This is a genomic window from Marinomonas aquimarina (assembly GCF_900089755.1).
GTDB lineage: Bacteria > Pseudomonadota > Gammaproteobacteria > Pseudomonadales > Marinomonadaceae > Marinomonas > Marinomonas aquimarina.
The window spans coordinates 62,925-70,962 of the sequence record NZ_FLOC01000020.1 but is presented as its reverse complement, the minus strand read 5'-3'; the positions used below and the strand labels follow the sequence as shown (position 1 = coordinate 70,962).

The following is an 8,038-nucleotide window of genomic DNA, read 5'->3' as shown; positions in this document are numbered from 1 at the left end:
GAAGGTCTCTCCTTTCTACAAGAAAACCATCGGTTACGGACTGCCGGACTTCGCAGAGGAACTCAACTACGGAGTCGATCTATCAACCATCTGAGGGTGGTATCAGATTGATGGGGTGAAGGTGCCCCATCAACCATTAAATCCGTATACCCTTTTATTCAAGCTGCTGGATTAGGCTTGATTTGGGCTATTTCAGAATTAGGCTTGATATAAATAGTTAGACGTGTAACTATTTTTCAGCGTTAAAAATGCTAATAAAAGATTTTTTAAGCAAAAATTCATATTTAACTTATTAGAGATGTAAATTTTATATGGGTAGTGAAACGATCGAACTGCGTAAACCCGTCGCCGAAGATGGTATGGCTTTATTTGATCTCGTCGAACGGTGTCAGCCACTGGATACGAACTCCTCCTATTGCAACTTGCTGCAATGCAGTCATTTTGCAGACACGGGTGTAGCCGCCACCTTGGCAAATCAATTGGTTGGTTTTGTCTCAGGTTATATTAAACCGAACGAAGCTGACGTCTGGTTTGTCTGGCAGGTAGCGGTAGGTGCAGAGGCACGCGGCTGTGGCCTAGCTAAGCGTATGTTGCAAAGCGTATTAAGTCGTCCGGCGCTGCAGCAGGTGCAGTACCTAGAAACCACCATTACACCAGATAATGAGGCTTCGTGGGCTCTGTTTACCAGTCTTGCCAAAACCCTTAACGCGCCTATGGAAAAGTCTGTCTTGTTTGAACAGCAGCAGCACTTTAAGGGCCGCCATAAAACAGAATACTTAGTACGCATTGGCCCTTTTCCCCCTTCCGCTGAGTAACCCCCATTGCTCAGTGGACGCATAACAAAAATATTCCCCCCATTCCAATTCCATAATATAGAGGACATAGCATGAAAATCTTTGAGGAAATCGAATCAGAAGTACAATCTTACGCACGCTCTTTTCCGCGTATTTTTCATAAGGCCAAGGGCTGTCACTTGTACGATGAAGAGGGTAACCAGTACCTCGATTTCCTAGCCGGAGCCGGCACACTGAATTACGGTCACAACCATCCCCTGCTAAAAAAAGCCTTACTCGACTACATTCTGGACGACGGAATTACCCACGGTTTGGATTTGCATACCAAAGCAAAAGGCGAGTTTCTAGAAGCTTTTAAGCACAATATCCTAGCACCACGTGAACTCGATTATGTGATGCAGTTCACTGGGCCAACTGGAACCAACGCCATTGAGGCGGCCATGAAGCTGGCGCGTAATGTCACCGGCCGCGAAAACATTATTACCTTCACCAATGGCTTTCACGGCTGTAGCTTGGGGGCCCTATCCGCAACCGGTAATGCCCATCACCGTGGCGTGGCTGGGACCTCTTTAGGTGGCATTAGCCGAGTGCCGTTTGATGGTTATCTGGGCGATGGCATTGAGACAACGGAATATCTCGACAAGGTATTGTCTGACTCGTCTAGTGGTATTGATCACCCCGCGGCGGTGCTGGTTGAAACCGTTCAGGGTGAGGGCGGCATCAATGCAGCGTCGATGGATTGGCTGAAAAACTTAGAAGCTGTTTGTCGTAAGCACGATGTCTTGCTGATAGTCGATGACATTCAAGCTGGCTGCGGTCGTACGGGTACCTTCTTTAGCTTTGAGCCAGCCGGTATTAGCCCAGATATTGTAACCTTATCCAAGTCAATCAGTGGTTACGGTTTGCCGTTTGCCATCGTCTTATTCAAGCCAGAGCTTGATCAATGGAAACCCGGTGAGCACAACGGTACCTTCCGAGGGAATAACTTAGCGTTTGTCACGGCTAAGCATGCGCTGGATACTTTCTGGAAAGACGATCAGTTTGCCAAAGAAGTGCGTCGTAAGGGGCAGTACATCGAAGACCGTTTGAATGCCATTGTTGAAGAGGTCGGTGAGGGCAATTTCACCGTTCGTGGTCGTGGCATGATGCGCGGCATTAACTGTGTCACCGGTGAGCTAGCCAACAAAATCACCAAGGCGTGTTTCAAGCAAAACCTCATTATTGAAACCTCTGGGGCGGACGATCAGGTGGTGAAGTTTTTGTGTCCGCTGATTATCTCTGATGAAGAGCTGAAGCAGGGCATTGATATCGTTGAGCGTGCCATTCGTGAAGTCTGTGCTAAGACCGATGAAATGCCGGAAGAGAAAAGCTACTTCGATGACAACTACGACATCGCGGTATAGCCCTTACGGTGAGTGGGAGTGCTTTGGCGCTCCGACTTGCCCGATTTCTTTTTCAATCACAGTTGATAGCTTAGGAGTCTTATTATGATCGTACGTGATTTACACGAATGTGAGCAGAGTGAACGCAAAGTGGTGTCCCCTGATGGCAAATGGCAAAGCGTGCGCATGTTGTTAAAAGGTGACAACATGGGCTACTCGTTCCACATCACCACCATCTTTGCCGGTCAAGAGTGCCAATTTCATTATCAGAACCATTTTGAATCGGTGTTTTGTATGGCCGGTGAGGGGGAAATTGAAAGTCGTGAAGATGGCAAAATTTACCCGATCAAACCGGGCACCTTGTACAACTTAAACGAGCACGACCGTCACACTCTGCGCGCCTTTAGTGAGCTGAAATTGGCCTGTGTGTTTAATCCGCCAGTGACGGGGCAAGAAGTGCACAACGCAGAAGGCGCATACGAGCTGCTCGATTAACACAAGGGATTCAAATCTAGTCGGCTAGCAGCCTTCGGGTAAGTGTGCAAAATGCGTTGAAAACTATCATATTTAATTAAGATTTGTGTAATTCATGCTTAATATTTGAGCTTCCTTATGACACACTACGCGCCGGCGCTCACAATATAGGTTGAGGTTCCCTTAGGCCTACAGAAATTCGGAAAGAAAATGGGACAACATTCAGTTGATAAAATCGGCGGCACGTCCATGAGTGACTACCGTTCGGTACGAGATAACATTATTTTTAAACCAGCAGGCACAGAAGACCTGTATCAACGTATTTTCGTGGTATCGGCGTATGGCGGTATTACCGACAAACTGCTGGAACACAAAAAATCGGGTGATGCCGGTATTTACGCTCACTTTGCGAAAGACCGTAATCAAAGCGGCTGGCGCGAAGCGTTTGAAGACGTGCGTACAACCATGCTGGATATCAACCGTGACTTGTTTGGTGAGAGCGAGCTTCTAGCGGAAGCGAATGACTTTTTGGTCGCTCGTTTGGATCAAGCGCAAGAAGCATTAGAAGACCTAAGCCGTCTCTGTTCTCACGGCCATTTTTCTATTGATGAACACCTGGCGACCGTACGTGAAATGTTGGCAAGCCTAGGTGAAGCGCACAGTGCTTTCAACATGGCTCACTTGCTAAAACGTGACGGCGTTAACGCGGTATTTGTTGACCTAACTGGTTGGAATGCAAGTGTTCACATGTCATTGGATGAGCGCATTGTTGAGTCATTCAAAGACGTTGACTTGGCGACTCAGTTGCCTATCGCAACCGGTTACGCGCACAGCGAAACGGGTCTGATGACCACCTTTGACCGCGGTTACTCGGAAATGACCTTCAGCCGTATTGCCGTATTGACGCAAGCGCGCGAAGCCATCATCCACAAAGAGTTCCACTTAAGCAGTGCTGATCCTCGCCTAGTGGGTGAAGACAAAGCGGTGCCAATCGGTCGTACCAACTACGATGTAGCAGACCAGCTAGCGAACTTGGGAATGGAAGCGATCCACCCGAAAGCGGCGAAAGGTCTGCGCCAAAGCAAGATTGCTTTGCGTGTGAAAAACACCTTTGAGCCTGAGCACACTGGTACGCTTATCACGGGTGATTACATCTCGGATGCACCTTGTGTGGAAATCATCGCGGGTAGCCGTGGCGTCTACGCAGTGGAATTGTTTGACCAAGAAATGGCCGGCGAGATCGACAGCTTCGACATGGGGATCTTGAATGTGTTGAACCAGCTAGGTGCGCACATTATTGCCAAAGACATCAATGCGAACAGCATTACGCACTACTTGGCGGTTAACCTGAAAACACTGAAGCGCGTGATGCGTATGCTGGGCGAAGAATTCCCAGAAGCGGACATCAACCAGCGTAAAGTGGCCATCGTGTCAGCGATTGGTTCGGATATGAAGACCACCGGTATGCTAGCAAGTGCCGTGAAAGCGATCTCTGAGCAGAACATCAACGTCATTGCGATGCACCAGTCTATGCGTCAAGTAGACATGCAGTTCGTTGTAGATGAAGAAGATTACGAAGTGGCGATTCGCAGCTTGCACAAAGAGTTGGTGGAATCACACAACCACGGCCAAGCGATCTGCTTGGCGTCGTAAGTCGATCTGACAGAGTGACGAAACGAAGAAAAACCCAGCTAAGGCTGGGTTTTTTTTATGCTTATACGGTGACGCTTTGCAGTGCCTCGGGCACCATGGATTCTGGAAAACAGTCGAAGCCGTCTTTGGCGATCGGGCGGCTGATGTAATAGCCTTGGCCTAGGTCGCAATTGAACGAGCGTAGCATTTTGAGCTGCTCTAAGGTTTCCACCCCTTCCGCAATCACCATGATGTCGAGTTTGTGGGCCATGGCGATGATGGCTTCCACCATCATGCGGTCATCGTTATCCACCTCTAAATCGCGCACAAAACTGCGGTCGATTTTGAGTAGGTCTACCGGTAAGTTTTTCAATTGCCCCAAGGATGAGAAACCGGTACCAAAGTCATCAATGGCAATGCAGATCCCCAAAGACTTGAGTTGTTCCAGCACCTTCTGCGCGTGATCGATGTCGGTCAGTAGGGTGGTCTCGGTTAACTCAAAACCAATGTAATGCCCAGGGATTTGATACTCTTGAATCATCTGTTTGACAAAGTTCACCAAATTGAGATCGTTCAATTGCAAGGATGACAGGTTGATGTGCAGCAGGATGGGGTAAAGTCCTAGCTTTTCACGGTGCGCTAGGTATTCAAAGCTTTTACGAATGACATAGTTGCCCAGCTCTAAAATTTGCCCTGACTGTTCGGCAAGGGGGATGAAATTATCTGGGTAGACCAGGCCCTTTTCTGGATGTTGCCAGCGCACTAGGGCTTCGGCGCCGATGATCTTGTTTAACTCTAGGTCGAATTGCGGCTGGAAGTGCAGAATCAGCTGTTCTTCTTCAATGGCTTTGGCCAACGCTAACTCTTCATTATGCATGTCGATGGTGTTTTGGCGCATGCTTTCATCGAAGATCACAAATTGGTTCTTACCGCGACGCTTGGCTTCGTATAAGGCGACATCGGCGCACTGCATCAAGGCCAGTAATTGGCTGCCATGATTAGGGATGAGTGTGATGCCTAAAGAGGTGCTTTGTTTGAAGTCGCGATGTTCGATGCTAATGATTTGTTGAGTGCAGTCTAAAATAGTACGGGCTTTCTCTCGAATCTGTTCAATCGAGTCGGCCTGAGTGACGGCAATGACAAACTCATCGCCACCTAAGCGGATCACGATGTCGCTGTCCGAGGTGTGCTTGGACAAACGCTGGGCAATTTCGATCAAGACCTGGTCACCGACATCGTGGCCAATGGTGTCATTGATGGATTTAAAGTTATCGAGGTCGAAATAGATGAAGGCGCCGAGCTTTTTTTGCGCTGTAATAGTATCAATGATATCGCTGAGGTGGTCATTGAGATAGCGTCGATTCGGTAATCCGGTTAAGGGGTCTTTGAAGGCCAGCTCTTTCAGTTCCTGGGTTTTTTCTGCCACCTCTTTTTGCAGAGCAAGCGGGCGCACTAAAATGTTGTAAAGCATCAAGGCACAAATACTGGACAGCAGCAGCGAGATGGCAATCATGTTAAGGGTGCGTGTTGCGAGGTTGTTGCTGATGTCATGGGACAGGGACAAAGTCCAAGAGCCAGATGGCAGGGTGATTTCTGCTTGCACTAACGCCCTTGGGTCCAGTGGCTGCTCAGATTTGTAGAACTCAGACACTTTGTCCAAGTCAGGGTGCTGGCGCTCTAGGGAAATGGCGTAGCCTTCGGACTCCAGTTGATGAATGCCGCTGTTTTCCAGCAGCGGGGTGAGTAAGATGAGCGCCGAGGCAAAGCCCCAGAACTGATTCGCGCCGGCCCCTGTCACACTTTCAAAGATGGGCGTTCGGCTGATGACCGCGATGCCCCCTTGTACTAGCTTAACGGGCCCTACCGCGATCATACGCTTTTCTTGAATGGCCAGCTGTGCCGCTTCGCGATACTTAGGATGATTGAGAATATCCAGCCCCAGGGCGGCTTCATTACCTGCTAATGGGTGTATGTATTGAATGATGCCATTGGGCGCTAACTGAATGCTGTCGATGCCTTGAATCGACTGCATAATGTTTCTGGCATAGCTGTCAAAATACATCACTTTGTTTTTGTCTAGGGCAATTTGGTGCGCCAATATTTGCGTTGAGGTAAAGGACAGCGTCAGGCTGCGCTCGATCTCAGCTGCTTGGGAGCGAGCAATACCGCTCAACAACAAGCGTTGGTTCTGACTGAAGTTGGTGTTAGAGAGATTGATAAAGTACAGGCAGGCAGAAAAAATAACAGCGAAGATACTTGAGGATATGATAAAAGCTCGACGGTCTTTAATCCTAAACTTGAGCATTTTAAGAAAACTCCATGGTCTTAAAGGCGTTACGCACTGCCTTACCTTGTGCAGGTAATCTAGTATCGAAACAATATATAAAGCATTAATGGCTGCTAATGTACATGCCATCATAACAATTAATGTCAGTGGGCTGGAATGGATTTCCTCCAGCTTGATCTAGGTCTTAAAACGTTAGCTTATAGGAAATTAATGACACTAAGGCGAAAATAGCATAAGACGTCAGTGGCCATGCGCTTTAGACTTGATTCACATCAGGGGGCTATCTCGCCAAAGTAGTTTACAGTAGCGCCTCGCCAATCCGAGATGCTAACACCTTTCATGTGCGCTGTCGGTGTATTTAGCCATGCTGCCCTGAGAGCTCGCACCAACATTCCTTTACAGTTTTATGCAATTTAAACACAGAGCCCCACCGTTAGTTTTTTTATAATTTAGACCTCTATGTCATAATTGACATGCCTTCAAAAGCCCCCTTAAAAAGACAACACCGGTGTTATATGAAATCTAAGTTGCTGCTTGGCATGCTGCTAGTCTTGGCACTCTGTATCAGTGCTGCCGCTCTGTTTTTATTGTCCTACCAAAAAACGCTCCGTGTCAGTATACACCCTTGGCCAGGCTATGAGAGCCTGCGGTTAGCCGAACACTTCTCTTGGTTGCCGGACAAGGTTGAGGTTGTGGAGTCGGACAATGCCACCCAATCCATGGCATTGTTGCGCTCTGGAGCGGTGTCCGCGGCGACACTGACACTAGATGAAGCGATCCTGCTCAAAGGGGAAGGACTGGATGTCTCTGTGGTGGCGATCATGAATGAGTCCATTGGCGCGGATGTGGTGATTAGCCGCACTTCGTCAAACGAATTGACGAATATCAAAGGAATGCGTATTGCACTGGAAGGAAATACCGTCAGTAATATTGTACTACGGGAGCTTTTAATTGAGACTGGACTGTCAGTGCATGACGTTAGCTTAAGTTATCTGCCGCCGAATGAGCAGGTCAGACAGTGGCAAAGTGAGCGTTTTGATCTGGCCATCACCTACGAGCCGTTTGCGACCTATTTAGAACGCTTAGGTGGTACACGTGTATTTGATAGTGGCCACTTTCCTAATGTAATCTTTGATGTGCTGGTCATTCGTAACGATGCTATGTGGCTACGCGGACAAGTGTTAACGAATTTGCTTGCTGGACATTTCCGTGCACTGGAATACATTCGAGTCAATCGAGAAGATGCATTGCGCCGTATCGCAGCTTGGCGAGAGCTTACCTACGATGAGATTGGAGTGGCGTTTAATGGGTTATATTTACCGGATTTACACTTCAATAAACGTATGCTGAATGACCGAGCTCAGTTTTTTGAAGCAATGAAACAGGATCGTGATATGCAAGGAATTAAACTTTCTGAAGCTCAGCTTCATTCTCTCTTACAACCCGCTTACCTGTATCGTATTCAGTAG

Annotated in this window: 6 protein-coding genes; 5 read left to right on the top strand and 1 reads right to left on the bottom strand. The window is 48.0% G+C overall.

All coding sequences use genetic code 11. The features are described from left to right. The first annotated feature begins 311 nt into the window (after positions 1-311). The 4 genes from ectA (at position 312) to MAQ5080_RS15255 (ending at position 4,303) form a co-directional block, all read left to right on the top strand. On the top strand, positions 312-815 hold the full coding sequence (gene ectA, locus MAQ5080_RS15270) for a diaminobutyrate acetyltransferase (protein WP_067212142.1): 504 nt from the start codon (positions 312-314) through the stop codon (positions 813-815). 71 nt (positions 816-886) lie between these two features. Then, positions 887-2,197 carry a diaminobutyrate--2-oxoglutarate transaminase gene (gene ectB, locus MAQ5080_RS15265; RefSeq protein WP_067212145.1) on the top strand — a complete coding sequence of 437 codons (1,311 nt, stop codon included), beginning with the start codon at positions 887-889 and terminating at the stop codon, positions 2,195-2,197. A gap of 84 nt (positions 2,198-2,281) precedes the next feature. Beyond that, positions 2,282-2,671 (top strand): ectoine synthase, encoded by a 390-nt coding sequence (locus tag MAQ5080_RS15260; RefSeq protein ID WP_067212148.1) that lies wholly within the window; start codon positions 2,282-2,284, stop codon positions 2,669-2,671. Between the two features lie 189 nt (positions 2,672-2,860). After that, a complete protein-coding gene (locus tag MAQ5080_RS15255) occupies positions 2,861-4,303 on the top strand; it encodes an aspartate kinase (RefSeq protein WP_067212154.1) in 1,443 nt (480 codons plus the stop codon). A gap of 61 nt (positions 4,304-4,364) precedes the next feature. Here MAQ5080_RS15255 and MAQ5080_RS15250 read toward each other — a convergent pair whose 3' ends face one another. After that, a complete protein-coding gene (locus MAQ5080_RS15250) occupies positions 4,365-6,587 on the bottom strand; it encodes a bifunctional diguanylate cyclase/phosphodiesterase (protein ID WP_067212157.1) in 2,223 nt (740 codons plus the stop codon). Positions 6,588-7,084: 497 nt separating this feature from the next. Here MAQ5080_RS15250 and MAQ5080_RS15245 point away from each other — a divergent pair, with 497 nt between their 5' ends. Further along, positions 7,085-8,038, top strand: coding sequence for an ABC transporter substrate-binding protein (locus MAQ5080_RS15245; protein ID WP_067212161.1), 954 nt, complete (start codon positions 7,085-7,087; stop codon positions 8,036-8,038).